Origin of the sequence: Olsenella phocaeensis, from assembly GCF_900120385.1 — a bacterium.
GTDB lineage: Bacteria > Actinomycetota > Coriobacteriia > Coriobacteriales > Atopobiaceae > Olsenella_I > Olsenella_I phocaeensis.
On record NZ_LT635494.1, the window covers coordinates 1,669,598 to 1,687,889 of the forward strand.

General features: G+C 67.3%; 15 protein-coding genes and 1 tRNA gene. 3 read left to right on the forward strand and 13 right to left on the reverse strand.

Annotation, left to right across the window (positions count from 1 at the left end):
- Window positions 1-112: 112 nt before the first annotated feature.
- The 4 genes from BQ7388_RS08130 to BQ7388_RS08145 form a co-directional block, all read right to left on the reverse strand.
- Window positions 113-1,312, reverse strand: a complete 1,200-nt coding sequence (locus tag BQ7388_RS08130; protein ID WP_072500233.1) for an ABC transporter ATP-binding protein — start codon at window positions 1,310-1,312, stop codon at window positions 113-115.
- A 55-nt stretch (window positions 1,313-1,367) separates the two neighbouring features.
- Window positions 1,368-2,207 (reverse strand): carbohydrate ABC transporter permease, encoded by an 840-nt coding sequence (locus tag BQ7388_RS08135; RefSeq protein ID WP_009278589.1) that lies wholly within the window; start codon window positions 2,205-2,207, stop codon window positions 1,368-1,370.
- Entirely contained in the window at window positions 2,207-3,061 is an 855-nt protein-coding gene (locus BQ7388_RS08140; RefSeq protein ID WP_072500234.1) for a carbohydrate ABC transporter permease, read from the reverse strand. The genes BQ7388_RS08135 and BQ7388_RS08140 overlap by 1 nt, the downstream gene beginning before the upstream one ends.
- 86 nt (window positions 3,062-3,147) lie before the next feature.
- Window positions 3,148-4,467: an ABC transporter substrate-binding protein gene (locus tag BQ7388_RS08145; RefSeq protein WP_072500235.1), complete on the reverse strand. Its 1,320-nt coding sequence runs from the start codon at window positions 4,465-4,467 to the stop codon at window positions 3,148-3,150.
- A gap of 346 nt (window positions 4,468-4,813) precedes the next feature.
- Here BQ7388_RS08145 and BQ7388_RS08150 point away from each other — a divergent pair, with 346 nt between their 5' ends.
- Complete coding sequence (locus BQ7388_RS08150) at window positions 4,814-5,533, forward strand: GntR family transcriptional regulator (protein WP_009278586.1); 720 nt, start codon at window positions 4,814-4,816, stop codon at window positions 5,531-5,533.
- A gap of 258 nt (window positions 5,534-5,791) precedes the next feature.
- Here BQ7388_RS08150 and BQ7388_RS08155 read toward each other — a convergent pair whose 3' ends face one another.
- Window positions 5,792-7,108 carry a PTS transporter subunit EIIC gene (locus BQ7388_RS08155; protein WP_234946902.1) on the reverse strand — a complete coding sequence of 439 codons (1,317 nt, stop codon included), beginning with the start codon at window positions 7,106-7,108 and terminating at the stop codon, window positions 5,792-5,794.
- Between the two features lie 15 nt (window positions 7,109-7,123).
- On the reverse strand, window positions 7,124-7,369 hold the full coding sequence (locus BQ7388_RS13070; RefSeq protein WP_234946903.1) for a PTS mannitol transporter subunit IIABC: 246 nt from the start codon (window positions 7,367-7,369) through the stop codon (window positions 7,124-7,126).
- 275 nt (window positions 7,370-7,644) lie between these two features.
- On the opposite strand from BQ7388_RS13070, the gene BQ7388_RS08160 reads away from it, so the two are divergent.
- Together BQ7388_RS08160 and BQ7388_RS08165 are read left to right on the forward strand one after the other, a co-directional pair.
- Window positions 7,645-7,719: transfer RNA gene (locus BQ7388_RS08160), tRNA-Gln, on the forward strand.
- A 148-nt stretch (window positions 7,720-7,867) separates the two neighbouring features.
- Window positions 7,868-8,938 (forward strand): threonine aldolase family protein, encoded by a 1,071-nt coding sequence (locus tag BQ7388_RS08165; RefSeq protein WP_072500236.1) that lies wholly within the window; start codon window positions 7,868-7,870, stop codon window positions 8,936-8,938.
- A gap of 561 nt (window positions 8,939-9,499) precedes the next feature.
- On the opposite strand, the gene BQ7388_RS08170 is transcribed toward BQ7388_RS08165, so the two are convergent.
- The 7 genes from BQ7388_RS08170 to BQ7388_RS08200 all read right to left on the reverse strand — a co-directional run.
- The gene (locus BQ7388_RS08170) at window positions 9,500-11,263 is read right to left on the reverse strand and encodes an ABC transporter ATP-binding protein (RefSeq protein WP_072500237.1); all 1,764 of its coding nucleotides are present in this window, start codon (window positions 11,261-11,263) and stop codon (window positions 9,500-9,502) included.
- On the reverse strand, window positions 11,257-13,128 hold the full coding sequence (locus tag BQ7388_RS08175; RefSeq protein ID WP_200781453.1) for an ABC transporter ATP-binding protein: 1,872 nt from the start codon (window positions 13,126-13,128) through the stop codon (window positions 11,257-11,259). Before BQ7388_RS08175 ends, BQ7388_RS08170 begins: the two co-directional genes overlap by 7 nt.
- A 166-nt stretch (window positions 13,129-13,294) precedes the next feature.
- On the reverse strand, window positions 13,295-14,275 hold the full coding sequence (locus BQ7388_RS08180; RefSeq protein WP_083558329.1) for a helix-turn-helix domain-containing protein: 981 nt from the start codon (window positions 14,273-14,275) through the stop codon (window positions 13,295-13,297).
- On the reverse strand, window positions 14,259-15,719 hold the full coding sequence (locus BQ7388_RS08185; protein ID WP_200781454.1) for an ABC transporter ATP-binding protein: 1,461 nt from the start codon (window positions 15,717-15,719) through the stop codon (window positions 14,259-14,261). The genes BQ7388_RS08180 and BQ7388_RS08185 overlap by 17 nt, the downstream gene beginning before the upstream one ends.
- Window positions 15,716-16,441, reverse strand: a complete 726-nt coding sequence (locus tag BQ7388_RS08190; RefSeq protein WP_072500238.1) for an energy-coupling factor transporter transmembrane component T — start codon at window positions 16,439-16,441, stop codon at window positions 15,716-15,718. The genes BQ7388_RS08185 and BQ7388_RS08190 overlap by 4 nt, the downstream gene beginning before the upstream one ends.
- Window positions 16,441-17,091 (reverse strand): MptD family putative ECF transporter S component, encoded by a 651-nt coding sequence (locus tag BQ7388_RS08195; protein ID WP_072500239.1) that lies wholly within the window; start codon window positions 17,089-17,091, stop codon window positions 16,441-16,443. The genes BQ7388_RS08190 and BQ7388_RS08195 overlap by 1 nt, the downstream gene beginning before the upstream one ends.
- A gap of 716 nt (window positions 17,092-17,807) precedes the next feature.
- A partial coding sequence (locus tag BQ7388_RS08200) for a DUF47 domain-containing protein (RefSeq protein WP_072500240.1) occupies window positions 17,808-18,292 on the reverse strand: 485 nt, incomplete at its 5' end.

Genomic DNA, 18,292 nt, shown 5'->3' on the forward strand with positions numbered 1-18,292 from the left:
CACGATAGCGGGACGCAGATGACGTCATCGCGTCGGTTTTTTTCGAACGGTTTGGCCCCGGCCCGTCCGTCCGGGCCGGGACCCTCGAGCCGAGCCGCACAGAGAGTGGCGACTACGACCTGACGAGGTTCTTGCCGCTCTCCTTGTCAAAGAGGTGGATGGCGTTCTGGTCGAACTTGAAGCTGATGCGCTCGCCGTCGGCAAAGCTGCCGCCCTCGCGTTCGAAGTCGACCGTGGGGATGACCAGGACGAGCTCGCTGCCCTCGACCGTCACATGCACGTGGACCGTGGAGCCCATGAGCTCCGAGACCTCCACCGTGCCCGAAATGGCATCGGGGTCGTCCTCGCGTGCGAGCGAGATCTGCTCCGGGCGCACGCCGGCGACGACCTTGGAGGTGCCATCGACCCAAGACTCGGAGAGCCTGTTGCAGGTCTGGGGGGCGAGCGCTATGTCGTGGTCGCTCGTCTCGAGGTGGTACTCGTTGCCCACGTGCACCAGATGGGCGTCGAAGAAGTTCATCTGGGGCATGCCGATGAAGCCGGCCACAAAGAGGTTGGCGGGATGGTTGAAGACCTCCTGCGGAGTGCCGATCTGCTGGACGTAGCCGTCCTTCATGATCACGATGCGGTCGCCCAGGGTCATGGCCTCGGTCTGGTCGTGCGTGACGTAGATAAAGGTCCCGCTCACCTTGTGGCGCAGCTTGATGAGCTCGGCACGCATCTGGTTGCGCAGCTTCGCGTCGAGGTTGGAGAGGGGCTCGTCCATGAGGAAGACCTTGGGGTCGCGCACGATGGCACGGCCGATGGCCACGCGCTGGCGCTGCCCGCCCGATAGCGCCTTGGGCTTGCGGTCGAGGTAGGGGGTGATGCCCAGGGTCTCGGCGGCGTCGCGGACCTTGCGGTCTATCTCGGCGGGGTCGACCTTCTTGAGCTTGAGGGTGAAGGCCATGTTCTCGTACACCGTCATGTTTGGGTACAGGGCGTAGCTCTGGAAGACCATGGCGATGTCGCGGTCCTTGGGGGCCACGTCGTTCACGCGACGGCCGTCGATGAGCAGGTCACCGGAGCTGATGTCCTCCAGGCCGGCGATCATGCGCAGGGTGGTGGACTTGCCGCAGCCCGAGGGCCCCACCAGCACCACGAACTCGCCGTCGCCCACCGTGAGATCGAAGTCCTGCACGGCCACGACGCCCTCGGAGGTGACCTCCAGGTTGCTCTTGCGCTCCTCCTCGCGGCGGCGTCCGAAGAGGCCACGGCGGCCCCGCTCGTTGGGATAGACCTTCTTGATGTTCTTGAGGACGATCTGTGCCATCTTCCTTGCCTTTCATGCCCTGCGCCCGGTGCGGGCGCCCGTGGTAGTTGCGAGACTAGCCCTTGACCGCGCCCGAGACCACGCCGCTTATGATGTAGCGCTGGCAGACCAGGTACACCACGACGATGGGGACGATGACCATCATGATGCAGGCCATCATGGGCCCCAGCTCCACGTGGCCGTAGCCGCCGCGGAAGTACTGGATCAGGATGGGTATGGTCTTGTACTTGGTGCTGTCCAGGACCAGGTAGGGCAGGAGGTAGTCGTTCCACACCCACATGGTCTCGAGGATTCCGACCGAGATGTAGGTGGGCTTCATGATGGGGAGCACCACGTGAAAGAAGGTCTGCACGGGGTTGCAGCCGTCGATGGTGGCGGCCTCCTCTATCTCGAGCGGGATCGTCTTGACGAAGCCCGCGAACATGAAGACCGCCAGGCCCGCGCCGAAGCCCAGGTAGATGAAGCAGATGTTGAACGGCGTGTTGAGGCCCATGGAGTCGGCCACGTTGGAGAGGGTGAACATGAGCATCTGGAAGGGCACGACCATCGAAAAGACGAAGAGGTAGTACAGGCCCTTGCAGAGTCGGCTGTTCACGCGCACAACGTACCAGGCGCACATGGAGCAGCACACGAGTATCAGCGCGACCGAGGTCACGGTGATGACGAGCGAGTAGGCGAAGGCAGAGGCGAAGCCCTGCTTCGAGAGGGCGCTCACGTAGTTCGCAAGCCCCGCCGCGTTCTGGGGCCCCACCAGCTCGAAGGCCGTGCTGGTCCCGATGCTCGACTCGTCCTTGAGCGAGTTCATGAGGATCATGAACATGGGGTACACCCACGCCAGGCTCAGCACGGTGAAGAAGGCCGAGAGCACGCGGTTGATGGTTCTCTCCCTTTGCATTACTGCTGCACCTCCTTGGACTTGGTGAGCCTGAGCTGGACGAGCGAGATGGCGATGACCAGAAGGCAGAAGATGACGGCCTTGGCCTGCCCGATGCCCATCCACTTGGCTCCTGCCCTCGAGTAGAAGGTGCTGTAGATGTTCAGGGCGAGGAGCTCGCTCGAGTGGCTCGGCTCTCCGCCCGTGAGCGCGAGGTTCTGGTCGAAGAGCTTGAAGCCGTTGGTGATGGTGAGGAAGAGGCAGATGGTGATGGTGGGCATGAGGTTGGGGATCTTGACCTTCCACAGCGTCTGCCAGGCGTTGGCCCCATCCACCTTGGCCGCCTCGAGGTAGTCGCTGGGGATGGACTGCAGACCGGCGATGTAGATGATCATCATGTAGCCGATCTGCTGCCAGAGGGTGAGGACCACCAGGCCCCAGAAGCCCGCGTGGGTGTTGAGGGCCAGGAGCTGCTGGCCGACGTTAGCCAGGACGCAGTTGATGAGAATCTGCCAGATGTAGCCCAGCACGATGCCGCCGATGAGGTTGGGCATGAAGAAGACCGTGCGGAAGGCGTTGGTGCCCCAGAGACGGCTGCGAGTAAAGGCTAGCGCGATGGCCAGGGCTATGACGTTGACCAGCACAGTGACCGTCACGGTGAAGAGCGCCGTGAGCCAGAAGGCGTGCGCGAACTGCGGGTCAGAGAGAGCGGCCGCATAGTTGCTCAGGCCGACGAAGGTCGGGTTGGAGATGCTGATGAACTGGCAGAACGAGAGGTAGGCGCCCTCGGCGAACGGGATGACGAAGCCGAAGACGAACGAGAGCGCCGTGGGCAGCACGAAGAGCGGCCACCACTTCCTGAGTGACTTAACCATGCACGCGTTCCCTTCTCAGGTCGCAGGGGCGGGCGGCGCGCGAGCCGACCGCCCCGGGATGACGTCATCGCGGAGGAGGGATGCGCCTAGGCGGTCGCGGCCTTCTCCTTCGCCCAGCCGTCCACGAAGGCTGCCTGGACGCCGTCCCAGCCGGCGGTTCCGGCGGCATAGGCGGTCAGCGCGCTGGAGAGGCCCTTCTTCCATTCCTCGGAGGGAATGTGGACGAAGGCCCAGGTGACGGGCTCCTTGCCGTCCTCGACGGCCTTCTTGGCGATCTTGGCGAAGGGGTTGGCGGTCTCCTTGGCGGAATTGAAGGGGCAGGTGAAGCCCATGCCGTCGGCGAGGGCGGTGGTGCCCTTGTCGGAGGTGACGACCCAGTAGAGGAAGTCGAGGGTAGCCTGCTGGTCGTCGGCGGAGGCCTGGCTGTTCACGCACCAGTAGTTCTCGCCGCCGGAGCACATGCCCTGCTTCTCCTCGCCCGCAGCGCCGATGTAGAGGGGCAGCATGCCCAGCTTGTCGTCGCCCAGGGACTTGACGTCCTTGTAGGACCAGGTGCCGTTCTGGTAGAAGACGGCCTCGCCATTCACGAACTCGTTGACCGCGTCGTCGCCGGTCTTGGAGGCGAGCTGAGCGGGGTCGACGGTGCTATCGGTGATGTAGAGGTCGAAGATGTCCTTGTAGTTGGGCAGGTAGGTGCCCTTGATGGCGTCGGTGTCCTCCTCGCCGTCGGCCTTGAGCTCGTAGTAGATGGGCATGTTGGCGAGGTGGGTGGTGTAGCGCCAGTTGGAGCTGGAGTCCATGCCCGCGCTGGTGAAGGCGCCCTTCACGCCCAGCTCGTCCCTGCGGGCCTGGATGTCGTCGGCAATCTTCTTCAGGCTCGCGAAGCTGGTGATGTCGGCCTCGGAGTAGCCTGCCTTCTGGAGCAGCTCCTTGTTGTAGATGATGCCGTAGTCCTCCTCGACGTAGTCGATGCCGTAGACCTTGCCGTCCGCCTTGAGCGCGAGGGCCGGGTTAGAGAGCTCGCCGTAGACCTGGCTGCCGCTGAGGTCTATGCAGTAGTCCTTCCAGTTCTGCAGGCCCACGGGACCGTTGACCTGGAAGAGGGTGGGGGCGGAGCTCTTGGACATCTCGCTCTGGAGCTTCTCCTCGTAGGTGTCGGACGCGGCGGTCACGACGGACACGGGAATTCCCGTCTCCTCCGTGTATGCCTTGGCCAGGGCCTGCCACTGCTCGTCCGCCTCGGGCTTGAAGTTGAGGTAGTAGACCGAGCCCTTCTTGGCGTCGCCACTGCCGGAGCTTGCGCTGCCGGCGTCGCCCGACTTGCCACAGCCCGCGAGCGCGAGGCCAAGGAGCCCCGTCGCGCCCATGCCGATGAAGCCACGCCTGCTGATGTCGTTCGCCTTCATGTCTCTCTCCTCTTCAGCACCCGCACCGGCACGCCCTGGCACCGGCATCCGCACGTCCTGGGACGCCTTGCGTCCCTCTTGCCTAAGGACGCCTCGCGTCCCTCTTGACTGCATATATAGCTAGCCTGTACTACTTGTTTGAACAACTTAGACCTGAACGGTCGATTCTGCCGATAAACGGACTAAACGAGCTTTAGTGGACGTCTAACCTAGGCGGGGGCGGACCCTGTCGCGCTACCATCTTCTGCAGTTTTGGAAGCCCTGGGTTGGATGTGCGCGGCGTCCGTCGCCGCAGAGTTAGGCTAGGGTGCGCGACGCGGACGGCGAGATGAGCAGGGAGAGTGGCATGCCAAGGGCGATCTTCGAGGGGATCTACCGTGACCTCAAGGGCAAGATCCAGGAGGGGAGCTATGCCTACCAGGAGTTTCTTCCCCCCGAGAGCACCCTCACCGAGGAGTACGGCTGCTCCCGCAACGCCCTGAGGCGCGCCCTCTCGATGCTCGCGGACGACGCCTACGTGCAGCCCATGCACGGCCGTGGCGTGCGCGTCATCTGGCAGCGCAAGGACCACAGCACCCAGGGCGTGCTCGAGGGCGTGGAGTCCTTCGGCGAGTACGCACGACGCAACGGTCTCGAGCCCAGCACCTCGGTCAAGTCATTTGAACATGTTGTCTGCAGCGCGGGGCTCGCGCATCGCACGGGCTTCGCCGAAGGCACGGAGCTCCTGCGCGTCGTCCGCGTGAGGTCGCTCGACGGGGTGGCACGACAGGTGGACCACGACTACTTCCTGGCCTCCGCCGCCCCCGGCCTCACCGCAGAGGTGGCCGAGGAATCGGTCTACTCCTTCCTGGAGGAGCGACTGGGCATGCGCATCCTCACCAGCAGACGCAGCATCACGGTGCAGCTCGCCACGGACGAGGACTGCAGCTACCTCGAGCTCGGCCCCTACAACTGCGTGGCGGTGGTGGAGAGCCAGTCGTACAACTCCGACGGCGTGATGTTCGAGTACACGCAGGTCAGGCACCATCCGGACGCCTTCTGCTTCAACACGGTCTCGAGGCGCTAGGGGCAGGTCCGAGGGTGCGGGGGCGGAATCGGCGAAATCGGCGAAACTCCCCGCGCGGGAGGGTGGCGGCGTCCCCGCGAAACTTCCCGCGCGAGAGGGCCGAAGTGGGTGGCTTGCGGAGGAGAGAAGCGCCCACAACGGGCTTGCGGCGGTTACTCTCACCCACATCGCCCCTGTGGCGGCAGGGAGGTCCACCCACATCATGTCTCCCGCGGCATGGCACATGAGCGAGAGGCGCGCGCAACCCCCGTATCGACGTCAGCCCTCGATGAGGTCGCAGAGGCGTTCGAGCACCGTTGCCACGGAGAGTCCCACCACGACCTGCAGGGCCTGTCCGCGGCGCATGACGCCGACGGCCCCGGCACACACGAACTCATCGTCCGCGGCGACGAGCGCAGGGTCTGCCACGCTCACGCGCAGGCGGGTGGCGCAGCAGCTCACGTCCTCCACGTTCTGCGGCCCTCCCAGGAGCTCGAGGAGGCGCGCCGCCAGCTCGTCTCGGTCGTCAGAGGGGACCGCCGGCTGCTCCATGCCGTGGAGCGAGCGGAAGGCGCCCTTGCTTCCAAGCTCGAACTCGGGCCCCACTCCCCTGCCGGGAGTCAGGAAGTCGAAGTGCAGGATGAGCGCACGGAACGTGACGAAGTACAGCAGGGCGAAGCAGACACCCACGCCAAGGGCCGCGAGGTAGGAGCCTCCGTGGGTGGCGGCGAGGGGGACGAAGTTGAAGGACGACATCTCTATCAGGCCACCCGAGAAGACTCCGACGACCCCCAACAGGTTGATCGCCATCGAGAGCAGGGCCGCGAGGGCGGCGTGCATCACGAAGAGCGGCGGGGCCACGAAGAGGAAGGTGAACTCGAGCGGCTCCGTCACGCCGCAGAGCACGGCCGTGAGCGTGGCAGGCACGAGGAGCGCCAGGAGGCGTCGGCGGTTCTGGGGCCGGGCGGTGACGTACATGGCGGCGGCGATGCCCGGCGTCCCGAAGAGCTTGGACCAGCCCGTGGCCGTGATGGCGGCCCAGGGCGCGAGCTCCTTGAGCGGGGCCGTACTGGCCGCGAGCTGGGGAAGGGCGTTGGCCCAGGCGGCATAGATGCCCCCGCTCACCACCACGTTGTCGTAGTATGCCGGCGCATAGAGGAGATGGTGCAGCCCAAAGGGGATGAGCACCCTCTCGAGGAAGACGAAGGCCCCCACCCCCAGCGTGCCCGCGCCAACGATGGCCGCCTGCAGCAGGCACATTCCTGCCTGGATGCGCGGCCAGACGAGCACCGCCACGCCGGCCAGGGGCAGCATGGCGCAGAACGAGAGCATGTACACGAAGGTCGAGCCCGAGAAGACGCCCAACCACTCCGGCAGACGGGTGTCGAAGAAGCGGTCGTGCAGGGCTATGACGATGCCCGAGACCACGAGGGCACCCACCATGCCCATGTCGAGGGTCTTGATTCCCGCCACGAGCGCGAGGCCGGAGGCGCCGCCGGGCTCCGTGGCGAAGTCGACGCCGAGCTCCGGACCCCAGACGCCTAGAATCGCACCGACGAAGTAGTTGAAGCTGAGGTAGCCGACGAGTGCCTCCATGCAGCAGCGACTCGCCTACTTGCGGGCGAGCCCAATGGGCAGCGATGCCGCAAAGAGCAGGGGGAGCTGGTTGAAGACGGTCCAGCCGCCGGCGAGGACGACCCGCCAGAACTGTCCCCAGGCACTGGACTCCGCGGCGAGGGGACCCATGAGGCTGGACGTGGTGAAGAGCGTGCCAAGGCCTATGACCACCCCCGCGAAGGTGAAGAGCATCACGGGAACGAACATGGCGCCGCCGAAGCGCTGGATCGCCTTCATCATGAGCCGCCGGCCCCCTGCCCCTGGCGCGTCCGACCCCTGTGCCCGGACGTCCACGCCTCGAACATAGCATGGGGAGAGGCCCGTCGGCACGAACTCGTGAATCGCAACGACGACGCGCGGCGAGCGGACCGGTCGGCACGTCCAGGCGCGTCCTGGCACGTCCTGGCAGGAGCGCCCATGCCCGTCTGGCGGACCGTCTGCCCAGCTGCTACAATCTGCCTGCTACACCTTGCTTGCGTGACTGGGGCGAAGCAAGCCCAGCGCGGCGAGCGCACTGGGGTATCGTCCAACGGTTAGGACACGGGTTTTTGGTGCCTGGAATGTGGGTTCGAATCCTACTACCCCAGCCAACGCGGCATCGGCGGCGGAGGGAAGGCCTCTCTCTCCGCCGCCTTTTTTGTTTCCTTTTGCCCCCCGCCCGTCCGCACGATGTGCCCCTGCCCGCACGCACGGTGCCACCATGGACGGGACGAAACGGCAAGGCGAGAGGAGCGCGGCATGCGCATGTTCAAGAACGACTACTCCGAGGGCGCGGCACCCCAGATCCTGGACGCCCTCGTTCGCAGCAACGACGAGCAGTGCGTGGGATACACCGAGGGAGACCCTCACTGCGAGCGGGCCCGCGAGCTCATTCGCGCCGAGGTGGGCCGCGACAACGTGAATGTGGAGTTCTGCATCGGCGGCACCTCGGCTAACGTTGTGGGCGTGACCGGCATGCTGCACGACTGGGAGGGCGTCATCTGCACTAAGGACGCCCACATCAACGTGCACGAAACCGGCGCCATCGCCGCCTGTGGACGCACCGTGCTACCCACCCAGGACGCAGACGGCTTCCTCTCGGTAGAGCAGGCCGAGCAGGTGTACGCGCGACAGACCCTCACCGGGCGGCACATGACCCTTCCCAAGTTGGTCTACATCACCAACTCGACCGAGTTCGGGGGCGTGTGGAGTCGCGAGCGCTTCGACGCCATCTGCGACTGGGCCCAGGGGCACGAGCTCAAGGTCTTCGTCGACGGGGCGCGGCTGGGCAGCGCCCTCACCAGCGAGGGCAACGACCTCAGCCTGACGCACATCGCCGAGCGCACGAGTGCCTTCTACATCGGCGGAACCAAGAACGGCATGCTCTTCGGCGAGGCGATGGTCATCGCCGACCCCGAGCTCAAGCGGAGCTTCCCCTATCTGGTGAAGGAGAGGGGCGGCCTCATGGCCAAGGGGCGCCTCCTGGGCGTTCAGTTCGAGGCCGCCTTCGAGCGCGACGACGGCGAGGGGAACGGCGACCGCGACGGCGAGGCGCTCTATTGGAGGCTGGCGCGGCAGGCCAACGCCTGCGCCGCGCACCTGAGGGAAGGTATGGCACGGCTCGGCTTCAGGAGCTACCTGGACTCTCCCACCAACCAGCAGTTCTTCGTGGTGTCCCCGGAGCAGGCACGCGCCTTCGACGCGGTCGTCGGCTCCGAGACCTTCGCCGGCCTGCCCACGGGCGAGGAGGTCATCCGCTTCGTCTGCTCCTGGGCCACGCGACAGGAGGACGTGGACGAGCTGTTGGGGTTTGCGGCGACCCTGGCGTAGCTGTTGGGCGCAGCGACCGCGAGGGCGTGCTCTTCTCCGCAGCGATGGCGTCTCGCACGTGCGAGGCTCGCAGCGATAGCGCCCGGCGCGCGTCTCTCCGCATCGAGAGCGTCGAACACGTGAGTCGGTGCCACGACGACGCCAGGTGCGTCTCTCTCCGCATCGAGAGCGTCCAACGCGCGCGATGGCGCTTCGGCAACGTCGAACACGCCCCTCCCCGCATCGAGAGCGTCGAACGCGTCTCCGTTTGCGCCGAGAGCGCCCAACGCGCGCGGCGGCGTCGCGCCAACTGGGGCGATGCGGAGCGACAAGACGCGTTGGACGTTTTCGCGCTAATTCGAGACGCGCTGGACGTTGTCGAACAGGAGAGAGACGCATTAGACGTTTTCGGGCGCGCCAGGGACGCATCCGACGTTTTCGGGCGCGCCAGGGACGCGCCGGACGTTGTCGAACAGGCGCGAGACGCATCCGGCGACGTCAACGCTGGACGCGAGGCGCGTCATGCACGCTCAACGCCGCAGGATCCTGGGGGCGGGAGCCCGTTCGGGCCCAGTCCGAAGCCTAGCCCAATCGCCAGCCCTCGGCCTGGGCACGTGCCTCCACGAAGTCGCGGTAGAGCCCCTCTCGCTCCAGAAGCTCCCGGTGCGTGCCCCGCTGCACTATGCGACCCTGGTCCATGACCAGGATCTGGTCGGCCTGCTCCACCGTGGGCAGGCGGTGCGCGATGACCACGACGGTCTTGTCGCACGTCAGCTCCGTGAGCGCGAGCTGCACCAGCCTCTCGTTCTCGGGGTCCATGCTGGCGGTCGCCTCGTCGAGGATGACGATGGGAGCGTCCTTGAGCAGGGCTCGCGCGATGGAGACGCGCTGGCGCTCGCCGCCCGAGAGGGCACTCCCACCCTCTCCCACCACCGTGTCGTAGCCCTGCGGCAGCTGGCTCACGAACTCGTCGCACCGCGCGCGCCGCGCCGCCTTGACCACCTGCTCGTGCGTGGCCCCCTCGCACCCGAAGGCGATGTTCGCCTCTATCGTGTCGTCGAAGAGGTAGACGTCCTGGAACACCATCGAGAAGTTCTGCAGAAGGCTGTCGCAGGTGAACTCGCGCACGTCGTGTCCGCCCACGCACACCCTGCCGGAGTCGACGTCCCAGAAGCGCGCCATGAGGCCCGAGACGGTGGTCTTGCCCGAGCCGCTCGGCCCCACAATCGCGCAGGTCGATCCCTCCGGGACGTCCAGGCTCACGTCGTGCAGCACCTCTCGCCTGACGCCGTCGCGTCCCTCGTACGAGAAGCTCACGTGCTCGAGGCGTATGTCGTGGCGCTCCGGCACCACGTCCCGCCCGTCCCCGTCGATGAACGGGGCCTTCTCTATGCGCTCCAGGCGGTCGAGCACGTCATCGAGGTCGGCAAACATGTGGGCGGCGTCGGTCAGCCGTCCGATGGCACCGAAGATGGTGGTCGAGAAGAGCGCTATGCCCACGAAGCTCCAGAGCGGCACCTCCCCCGCCAGCGCCCCTGCGGCGGCGACCCCCAGCAGCGCCACCGAGGCGACTTCCAGGATGCCCTTGTGCAGCGCGTTGATGGGCGTGTAGGCCTTCTCTATGGAGACGCGCGTGGCGCTCAGCGCGTCGACGTCGTCCGAGAAGGGCCTCAGCACGGCGCCCGCATGTCCGTAGGACTTCGCCATGCCCAGCCCCCTGAAGAGCTCCACGACCGAGCCGGACAGGCGCTCCTGGTCGGCATGCGCCCGGGCGGCGAGGCGGGCGCTCGCGCGGTTGACCGCCCTCAGGGTGGGGAGGGTAGCCAGGACGGCGCACACCGACACCATGCCGCACCAGGGGCTCACCGAGAAGAGCCACGCCGTGATGACCGCGGCAGAGAGGTAGCCGCCCACTGCGGCGTCGGCCTGGCGCACGCCCTCCAGCTCGAGGGTCGAGAGGTTGGTGGTCACGGTCGAGAGTATGTCACCTGTGCTCACCCGCGAGAAGTATCCCAGGGGCACGCGCTTGAGCACGTCGCCGACCTCTATGCGGACCTCCGGCGCGCGCTCGTAGCCCACGCTCTCCTGGATGCGGTTCTTCGCGTAGGAGACCGCGAAGCGCAGGAGCACGCAGGCCAGGATCGCGAGCGCGCTCTGCCACACCAGGGAGGGGTCGGGCGGGGCTCCTCCCTGGGCGTCCTCGACCACACGCCCCATGGTAAGCGCCGCCACGAAGGCGGGCGACGCGATGGCGATCGCGCTCAGGACAGAGATGGCCATGCCCAGGTAGACGCGCCAGCCATACGAGCCACACCACGCGACGATCCTCCTGATGACCCTCAGCATGACCGGTCATCCCCCTTCTTGTCCGACGCTTCCGAGGCACCCGCTGCACCGCGCGACCCCGCCGCCCAGGAGCTGGCCCCCACGTGCGCCTGCCACATGCCCCGATACAGCTCGCAACCCTCCAGGAGCTGCTCGTGGGTGCCACGCGCAACTATCGCCCCCTCGCTCACCACGGCGATCTGGTCCGCCCCCGTGATGGTCGAGAGGCGGTGCGCGATGACCACCAGGGTCTTTCCCCTGGCCAGATGGGCCACCGAGGCCTGAATGCGCGCCTCGTTCTGGGGGTCGGCGAAGGCAGTCGCCTCGTCGAAGACGACGATCGGCGCGTCCTTGAGGATCGCCCGCGCGATGCAGATGCGCTGCCGCTCCCCGCCCGAGAGGGCATGGCCCGCCTCGCCCGCCGGCGTCTGCCACCCCTGGGGCAGGCGAGAGACGAACTCCTCGCAGCTCGCGGCCCGTGCGGCAGCCAGGACCTCCTCGTCCGTGGCGCCCGGCCTCCCCAGGCGCACGTTGTCGAGCAGGGTCCCTGCCAGCAGGTAGTCGTCCTGCGACACGTAGCTCACCAGCTCCGAGAGCTGGTCGAGCGGCATGTCGCGCACGTCTCGCCCACCTATGCGCACCGAGCCCGCAGTGACGTCCCAGTGGCGGGCGACGAGCCGCGCGATGGTCGACTTGCCCGAGCCGGAGGGGCCAACCAGGGCCAGGAACTCGCCCTCCCCCACCTCCAGGTCGACGCCGTGCAGCACCTCGTCGCGACCTTCCCCGTACGAGAAGCACACGCCCTCGAAGACGAGTCCCCGCCCCCGCACGTCCGCACGGGCACTGGGCTGGGGGAGCTCGGGAAGGTCGAGGAACTCCCTCGCGTCCGCGATGGCGTAGGAGACGTTGTTGGCGACGTTGAAGCTGGCGCCCAGGTAGGTGACGGGCATGACCACGGCCAGGGCGAGCACGCAACAGAGGGCGAACTGGGCGGCGTCGAGACTGCCTTCGAGGTAGAGCGCAAGGCCGGCGGGCACCACGCCCAGGAGCGTGGTGGGAATGACCGCCAGGGCGAGGTTCTGCGTGACCCAGGTCGCCTTGAACCATCCCAGCGTGTAGTCGCGAAACGCCCGCACGGCGTCCGCATAGCGCCTGTAGGACCCCGAGGTCTGGTTGAAGGCCTTCACCACGCGGATGCCCTCTATGTACTCGACCATCACGCTGTTGACGTGGTCGCTCGCCTCCATGTAGCCGGCGTACATCCTGTTGTAGCTGGCAAAGCCGCTCGCGAACACGAGGAAGCCCACGGGGACGGTCGCCGCGCAGGCCAGGGCCATGCGCCAGTCCACCGCCCACAGCCACGCGAGGATGCCCAGCGAGAGCAGCAGGTTGCCCGTGAGCTCGGGGATCATGTGGGCGAGAGGCACCTCGATGGACTCGATGCGGTCCACGAGCAGGTTTTTGAGCGATCCCACGCCCTTGGAGGTGGCGGTGCCCAGCGATGCGCGCATGAGCTTCCTCGCCACGTCGTAGCGCAGGTCGGCCAGGATGGTGTAGGCGGAGATGTGCGAGAGGAGCGTGGAGCCCGCGAAGAGCAGGCGTGTGGCGACGTGGGCCACGACCGCCACGACGAGCCAGGGCACGACCCCGTCCCAGCCGCCCCCCAAGAGCACCACGTCGAGCACGCGATAGATCGCATAGTAGGGCACCAGTCCCGCCCCCACGCTCAGGAGCGAGAGCAGCACCGAGGCCGCCATCTTGCCCCGGCAGCGTCCAGCGTACGAGAGGAGCGTGGAGACCCAGCCACGCGTGTCCCTTCTCCGTCCCTTTCCGCCCCCACCGTCAGGGACGCCAATCCTGCCACCGCTTCCGCTGGCCTCTGCCATACAGGCACCTCCATCGCCTCAGGAAGCCCGCCGACGTCTGCGGCGGGACAAGGAATCCGTCCTGACAGGGGACTCTATGTGCTTGGAGCTGGCACTTCCGCCCCATGTGGCCTCGAATGGCCCGTCCGGACAGGAAAGTTCCCGGGCCTGTGCCGCGACACGTGCCCTACTGCCCCCGGCGGTAGGACGTGGGGGTGAGCCCCATGACCGCCTTGAAGGCCGCGGTGAACTTGGACGGACTGTCGTAGCCCACCTGGGCGCCGATGGCCGCAACGGACAGCTTGCCCGACCGCAGCAACGCGGCCGCCCGCTCCATGCGATACGAGCGCAGGTAGGCATAGGGCGGCAGGCCGAAGACGCCCTTGAAGCAGGCCTTGAAGGCCGTCGTCGGCATGCCGACGCAAGCCGCCAGCTCTCCCACGGTATGGATGCTCATGAGGTCCGCCACCATGATGCGGCGGGCCTCCTTGACCTTCTGCACCTGCGCGCGCGTGAAGTACTCGACGGCATGGCAGGACTCGTCGTACTCCAGCTGCGAGAGCAGGAGCAGCAGCTCGAGCGCCCGGAGGCGGGCGAAGGGCCTGCGGATGGCCGGGCGCACGTGGTAGAGACCCGCGAAGACCTCCTCCGCCTCCGTGAAGTCATGCAGCACGTAGGGACTCCCCCCGCGGCAGAATCGGCGGCGGAGCTCCGAGACGTCCGGGGCCTGGTCCCCGAGGGCCTCCCTCACGCCGTCGCTGCAGGCCGCGACGTCGAAGCCGATGCTGATGCCGTGGTAGTGCTCGACGGGGAAGACGTAGTTCCCCGCATGGTGCGAGATGTCGTCGAGCTTGAGGTCACCCGCCGAGGTGTAGGAGTAGGTCCCGCCGGGCATGAGCTGCTCGAGGCGCCCCTCGCGGCAGTGGTTGACGCTCAGGTAGTCGGAGCTCCGCGAGAACCCCGAGTAGCACTCGGCCATGTGGAAGTCGTTGTAGGTGAGAATGACGCCGGGCATGACCTCGTAGAAGAGCATCGACCCCGTGCCGGAATCGCTCTTCACCGTGATGCGGCAGCCCTCCCCCTCCCTGCTCACGCTCATGTTGTCGGCCTGGTCGAGCTCGTCCATCAGGAGCCGCATCGCGTCGTCCCCGTCACCCCGCCATTCCATCGCCCCGTCCCTCCAGCCTGAAGACCCGGTCGCAGCACCTGTCAAGAAGCTCCCAGTCGTGCGTCGCCACGAGCACGGCCGTCCCCGCGTCAGCGAGCATCCTCATGAGGGCGCTCACCTCGATCATGTGACCGAGGTCCAGGCCGCTCGTCGGCTCGTCGAAGAGTGCGATGGGCCTGCCCGAGAGCATCGCGCAGGCTATTGCCAGGCGCTGCTTCTGACCGCCGGAGAGCGACATGGGGTGTCGCTCGGCGAGGTCCGCGAGGTCCAGCGACCGGAGCACGGCGTCGACGCCACCGTACTCCCCACGGTCGTCCAGGTCCCCGCGCGCCCGGCAGGAGAGCTCGCACTCCCCGCGCACGCTGTCGCTGAACAGCTGGTGGTTGACGTCCTGCATGACCATGGAGCAGCGCCTGCGCCGCCTGCGCCCCGACTGCGGGACGCCGTCGAGCGTCACGCGGCCCTGGGTCCGTCGCTCGAGGCCGGCCAGGGCGCGCAGGAGGGTGGACTTGCCGGCGCCGTTGGCACCCACGATTCCCGTGACCATGCCACGGGGAGCGTCGAGGCTCAGGGGAGAGAAGACCTGCCTGCCATGACGCAGCACGGAGAGGCCGCGAAGGGAGAGGCCCTCTCCCAGCGCCGGGGCGTCCTCGGACGGCACCGGAGCCACGTGGGGCGCGGGGACCTGGCTCGGCAGCGTCGCCCTCAGCCCCAGGGCCAGCCTCTCTCCCTCGGTGAGGGAGGCGAGCTCGCCCGCGCCCATCTCTCGCACGATGCGTCCGTCCTCGACCAGGAGCGCCCTGGTGACGAGGTCAGAGAGGAAGGCCAGGCGATGCTCGGCCACCACGACGGTCTTGCCCCGCGCGAGGACGGCGGCGATCTGGTCGTGGAGCACCGACGTCGCCCGTTCGTCCAGGTTGGCGGTGGGCTCGTCCAGGACGTAGAGCTCCGGGTCGGCCACGGCGACGGAGGCGAACACGAGCGCCTGCCTCTCTCCCCCGCTCATGCGGGACACGTCGCGGTCCAGGAGGCGTTCCAGCCCCATGTCCGACACCACCTCGCGCACGCGCGCGGCAATGCGGGCCGCGTCGGTCCCGCGGTTCTCGAGGCCGAAGGCGAGCTCGTCGGTCGACGTGAGGTGGTAGAACTGGGACCTCGGGTTCTGGAAGACGGATCCGACCACGCGCGTGAGCTCCCAGGTCTCGCACGACAGGGGCTCCATGCCCAGGACGCGTAGCTCGCCCGTGCGCTCGAGCCCCGGCTCGAGCGCGGGGACGAGGCCGTTCATGCACTTGGTGAGGGTGGTCTTGCCGGAGCCGGAGCGCCCGCAGAGCAGGACGCACTCGCCGGGCCCGACGTCGAGGCACACGTCCGCCAGGAGGGCCCTCTTTCCTGCGAGGCAGCCGACGTCCCGCAGCGACGCCACGGGGACCGGCGCGCTCACAGGAGCACCCCGCTGCGCACCACGGCCACCGCGAGCGCCGCCGATGCGAGCGCAGCCCAGTCGGCCATGCACATGCGCAGGCCCTCGGTGTCCGTCACGCGCGAGGGGTCCTCGATGCCCCGGCACACCGCCGCACGCGAGAGGTCGTCGGCCGTGTTGGTGGCGCAGACCATGAGGGGCACCACAAAGGCCTCGAGGCGCTCGAGAAGAGGGATGTCGCGCAGGGCCATGGCGTCGCGGATGTGGCCGGCGTCCCGCACGAGAGTCGGGAAGTAGCGCAGGGTGGTGGAGAACGGAATGATGAGGGGCTCGGGCGCATGTAGGGCACGCAGCGCTGCTGCGGCGCGATGCACGCTGCACTCCGCGACGATGAGGGCGCAGCACATGCCGCACAGGAAGACGGAGCGTGCAAGCGAGAGGGAGTAGGTGAACGCCGAGACGAACACGATGCCCAGCCGGGCCAGCACGAGGTCGAGCGTAGCGACCACGACGACATACGTCACGACGGAGCGCACGGCGAGCGCCGCATGTCCGCAGGCCGCCTGGAGGAGGGCAAGCACAAGGACGAGGGTCGCCTCGAGCCACAGGGGAAGCCCGAGGAACGAGAGCAGCGTCGAAGCCACGAGGAGCCCCAGGAGCGTGCGCGGGTCGAGCCTCAGGAGCCCGCCGCGCCCCTCTCCCCCATGCCCCTGCCGCGAACGCGAGGTGGCAGGGAGTCCCACTATACGAGCCCCGCCCTCTCGAAGTGCTTCCTGAACAGCGCGCGCGTGAGCAGGGAGCCAAGGCACGCGCACGCGACGGTCGCCCCTATGCAGGCCGCCATCCAGATGGGGTCGGAGACCGAGGCGAGCTGCGCGACGTACTCGGCCGGCATGCCCGCCTGCGCGATGTGGGCCGCGAAGGCGTCGTGGAAGAGCCAGATGGGCAGGGGCGACCCCAGCCAGCCCAGGGAGAAGAACGCGAAGGCGACGGCGTTGCCCAGGTAGCGCTCGTAGTGGGTCAGGTAGCGCGCGAGCTCCGCCAGGAGAGCGCCGCCCACGAAGAGCCCCACGATGAGGGGCGTGAAGCTGCCTGTGAGGGTGATGAGGCACATCACCGAGCCCATGATGAGGATGGCGAAGGGCTTCCGCACGCGTGAACACAGCAGCATGAAGGGGACGGACCCCAGGATGGCTGCCATGGCGGGGAAGAACGCCCAGACCATGGGGTGGATGCCCGAGACGAACATGGGAATCATGGTCAGCGCGAAGTAGAGGGCCGTGAAGATACCGATGGTTATGAGGTCGCGCCCCTTGAGGCCCAGGTCTGTGGAGGGGGTGGTGGAGGCGGCGCCGGCGTTTGCGTCGCCGTTTGCGGGTATGCGTGCGCTCATGAGTCTTCCTTTCCGAGAAGCCCTACGAGCCAGCCCGATGGGACTCGCAAGGAGTTAGCTTAGGGTTACTGTTGGAAGAGCGTAGCATCTTGCCTCGCACCTCCCTAGTCCGTTAGGACGCGAATGGTCCATTTGGACAGGAAGCGCGAGTAGCTCGCACGCGGAGGCGCTACGAGTTGCTTCCTCGTTCTCCGCCGCGGGGCCTGTCGCGGGGCGTCCGACGCGTGCGGAGACTGTCGCGGGGGCGCCCGACGCGCGCCACTCAACGCCGGCGGCGTTTCGTGCGCGCCACTCGACGCCGTGCACGCCGAACGCGTGCGATGGCGCCTCTGCAACGTCCAATGCGCCTCTCTCCGCGTCGAGAGCGCCGAACGCGTCTCCGCTTGCGCCGAAAGCGCCCAACGCGCGCGACTGTCGCGCGCCAACTGGGGCGATGCGGAGCGACAAGACGCGTTGGACGTTGTCGCGCTAATTCGAGACGCGCCGGACGTTGTCGCGCGAACTCGAGACGCGTTGGACGTTGTCGAGCAGGCGAGAGACGCGTTAGACGTTGTCGGGCGCACCAGGGACGCGCTGGGCGTTGTCGGACGTTGTCGAACAGGCGAGAGACGCGCCGGACTTTGTCGCGCGAACGCGAAGACGCGCCGGGCGTTGTCGAGCGAGCGGCCGCAGGCCCGAAGCCGAGCCCCTCTCGCCCAGCCCCTGCCCTGCCTGCCCTACGCGCTCTTCATGATCACGGAGCGCACGACGCCCGCCGCGGCGTCGCAGGCGTCCAGGCAGCCCTCCATGCGGTCGAAGACGCGCATCCAGCCCACCACGTGGCCGCGACGCGCCTCGTCCAGGGTGTCGTCATGGAAGAGGTTGCGCAGGCCCTGCTCGTAGACGTTGTCGCCCTCGTCCTCGATGTTGCCCACGGCGATGGCCTTCTCCATGACCACGGAGTCGCTCTTGTAGTCGGACAGGTGGTCGAACATCACGCAGAGCTCCTTGACGGCCTGCAGGGTGAGCTCGGCCATCTGCCGCGCCTCGACGCGGGTGCCACTCATGTTGAAGAGGTCCAGACCCGTGCAGACGCCCTCGATGTAGTCCACGATGTCATCCATCTTGAGGGCCAGGTCAGAGATATCGTTGCGATCGAAGGGGGTGATGAAGGAGGCATAGAGCTCCTTCATGATCTTGCGCACGTGCTCGTCCGAGCGCC

Bases quoted from the DNA above. Each gene is read 5' to 3' on its own strand.
- BQ7388_RS08130 (WP_072500233.1), bottom strand. From the start codon at position 1,312: ATGGCACAGATCGTCCTCAAGAACATCAAGAAGGTCTATCCCAACGAG.
- BQ7388_RS08180 (WP_083558329.1), bottom strand. From the start codon at position 14,275: ATGGAATGGCGGGGTGACGGGGACGACGCGATGCGGCTCCTGATGGAC.
- BQ7388_RS13070 (WP_234946903.1), bottom strand. From the start codon at position 7,369: ATGATGAAGGCGATCCAGCGCTTCGGCGGCGCCATGTTCGTTCCCGTG.
- BQ7388_RS08150 (WP_009278586.1), top strand. From the start codon at position 4,814: ATGCCAAGGGCGATCTTCGAGGGGATCTACCGTGACCTCAAGGGCAAG.
- BQ7388_RS08175 (WP_200781453.1), bottom strand. From the start codon at position 13,128: ATGGCAGAGGCCAGCGGAAGCGGTGGCAGGATTGGCGTCCCTGACGGT.
- BQ7388_RS08170 (WP_072500237.1), bottom strand. From the start codon at position 11,263: ATGCTGAGGGTCATCAGGAGGATCGTCGCGTGGTGTGGCTCGTATGGC.
- BQ7388_RS08165 (WP_072500236.1), top strand. From the start codon at position 7,868: ATGCGCATGTTCAAGAACGACTACTCCGAGGGCGCGGCACCCCAGATC.
- BQ7388_RS08135 (WP_009278589.1), bottom strand. From the start codon at position 2,207: ATGCAAAGGGAGAGAACCATCAACCGCGTGCTCTCGGCCTTCTTCACC.
- BQ7388_RS08155 (WP_234946902.1), bottom strand. From the start codon at position 7,108: ATGGAGGCACTCGTCGGCTACCTCAGCTTCAACTACTTCGTCGGTGCG.
- BQ7388_RS08140 (WP_072500234.1), bottom strand. From the start codon at position 3,061: ATGGTTAAGTCACTCAGGAAGTGGTGGCCGCTCTTCGTGCTGCCCACG.
- BQ7388_RS08195 (WP_072500239.1), bottom strand. From the start codon at position 17,091: ATGAGCGCACGCATACCCGCAAACGGCGACGCAAACGCCGGCGCCGCC.
- BQ7388_RS08145 (WP_072500235.1), bottom strand. From the start codon at position 4,467: ATGAAGGCGAACGACATCAGCAGGCGTGGCTTCATCGGCATGGGCGCG.